The sequence below is a fragment of the Peribacillus sp. P4_D6 genome (assembly GCF_056401795.1).
On sequence record NZ_JBFUIQ010000283.1, the window covers coordinates 1 to 2,195 of the forward strand.

The following is a 2,195-nucleotide window of genomic DNA, read 5'->3' on the forward strand; positions in this document are numbered from 1 at the left end:
GTATTCGTTCCATGCGTTAAACGATTGAAGCGGAAATAAATAAGGCTTACCGTTGGTTCTTAGGCTATGGTTTTCATGATAAAGTACCTCCTACTCCACGTTCGGGAAAAATCATGCTGTTCTTTGAAATGAAAAAATAAGAATCTTCCATTTCAATTTATTTCATCTATTTATTAATATCAGGTTCACTTACTTCTTCATAAATAACTTTTAACTCTTCAATAGTGAGTGTTTTTAAAAATTCCTCTAATTCATCCATGTTAATGCCTCCTATAATTAAGAACATTCGTTCCTATTATAATCACCATAATATCAGTAGTAAATAGTTAATTTTACTTTTAACACAAATAGATGAATTATAGAATTCAATAATCAACTGTTTCCCATCCTTTTATACCTACAAAAGCTTCAATGAGCATACAGTACTCCCTTTTAACCCACGGTCATTTCCTTTGAAAAATAGTGCTGTAACATCATTTTCATTTGCTCTTTATTTGCTGCAAATTGCTTATGACGATGACCATTTCCTCCAGATGGATGAGGAAATCCTAGAAGTATGTTATTGGCATCCAAATAATCTTGACCCGCTAAATAGTTTAAGACCTTGGTAACATTAACGCCTAAAGGAATAATAAGCGGACGTTCAATGGTACCTATTTCGGTAGCAAAGCCTTCCATTATATTTTTTTTAAGTAACTCGGTCTTTAAAATGTTCGGAGTTGTTCCACTATAGTTTTTTCCGTTATAAAAAACTGGGTAGGTTAAAACTGAGGTAGTATGAACGAGGTGACTCGCTTCGTCAAAAAGATCCAGTGTGGACGAAATGTTTAAGTAGGTGTGTAATCCAAGCTCATCCAACATTTTAACTAAATTTTTTCTCATCGTTCCTTCAAAACTGGAATTTTTTTTTACTTCGTGCAGGATCTCTTCGTCACCATGCAGGTGCCCTCTTGCATTAATTACGGTAGAATAAGATTTTTTCATTTGATGTAAACCAGGAGTGATTCCGACAATCACCACTTTGGCCCGTTCATTTATATATTCGAAAGGAGCATAATATATTTCGAGTTTTTTCTTTTCTTCTCTTTCAAGCAAAAATTGCTCACTCTTTATCATTTCATCTGTATAGACAGCAGGTAAAGCTTTAATTAAGTCTTTAAATTGCGTAAACTTAGAAAAATTAGCGATCCCCATAAATTACTACCCCTACTTCCCTTTATTTATTTTGGCCAATTCAGTATATCAGAAATTCAGATTTGCCACCGACATAGGGGCATTATGAATCTTGGAWACCTCTCAAAAAAAAGATAAATTGCTTTCCAACCCTTGGATTGAAAAGAATTTATCTTAAAAATGGTATTTGGGGATGAAAAAAATGTTTGGGTTTACAAATTGAAACTATTGATTGAATCTTCCGCGTTGGCGAAGTAATTCACGATTCAGGTTCGGATCCTTTTCAAATGCAGCGCGGCCGTGAAGCCAGAATATGTTGTTGACAACAACTAAATCTCCAACAGGCAGTTCAAGTTCAAGTACACTTTCATCACTTTCTAATGAATTGGATAAATCGCGCAAGTATTTGGCTTGTTCGATTGATTCAGGATAAACAAATTGATCGATAAAACATACACCAGGTTTGTTATTATGATTGAAGAAGGTCAATCTTTCAATTTCCTGGTCAACGTTCTTGCTTTTTGGAGCTTTATACGTAAATTTGTGGCTGGATAATGGATGATTCACATACATATCAAGCTCTTTCCAATCGTCTAAATGCAATAAACGTGATTCGCCACCGCGTGCATTTTGTTCGATCATCTTCATCATTAGTAACCAATCCGTTGGTTCATCTACAAAGGTGCCATCCGTATGAAGTGTAAATAAACGATAAGCCTGACGTAAATAGGAATCACTGCTATCCGTGTCTTGAACACTGAAGCGGGCATAATATTTCCCTGACATGGAATCATGGTTTGGAGTTCCCAACAAGTATGAAATGGCCGTTGCAAAAATGACATATTCTTCTGTATTCTCCGTGACACCCTCCAGGCCAAGGGTGAAGCCGCCGGATTCCCGATCATGAACGATGTTACAAAGCAATTCACCAAAGTCTTCCCCCACTTGATCCAAAAGATATGAAGCAATGATGAGTCGTGCATATGGCGTATATTCCAGATGTTGAACAGACTGATTATCCT

Annotated in this window: 2 protein-coding genes and 1 pseudogene; 1 reads left to right on the top strand and 2 read right to left on the bottom strand. The window is 36.1% G+C overall.

The window, feature by feature from the left end:
• Positions 1–26: 26 nt before the first annotated feature.
• A pseudogene (locus tag AC1DVB_RS26765) lies at positions 27–115 on the top strand (transposase); the annotation flags it as partial.
• 317 nt (positions 116–432) lie between these two features.
• On the opposite strand, the gene AC1DVB_RS26770 reads toward AC1DVB_RS26765, so the two are convergent.
• Both AC1DVB_RS26770 and glaH read right to left on the bottom strand, forming a co-directional pair.
• Positions 433–1,194: a uracil-DNA glycosylase family protein gene (locus AC1DVB_RS26770; RefSeq protein ID WP_057277604.1), complete on the bottom strand. Its 762-nt coding sequence runs from the start codon at positions 1,192–1,194 to the stop codon at positions 433–435.
• A gap of 204 nt (positions 1,195–1,398) precedes the next feature.
• A partial coding sequence (gene glaH, locus AC1DVB_RS26775; protein ID WP_477591849.1) for a glutarate dioxygenase GlaH occupies positions 1,399–2,195 on the bottom strand: 797 nt, incomplete at its 5' end.

What these genes read in the sequence shown, in the direction of transcription:
- AC1DVB_RS26770 (WP_057277604.1), bottom strand. Translation starts at nt 1,194, where the DNA reads ATGGGGATCGCTAATTTTTCTAAGTTTACGCAATTTAAAGACTTAATT.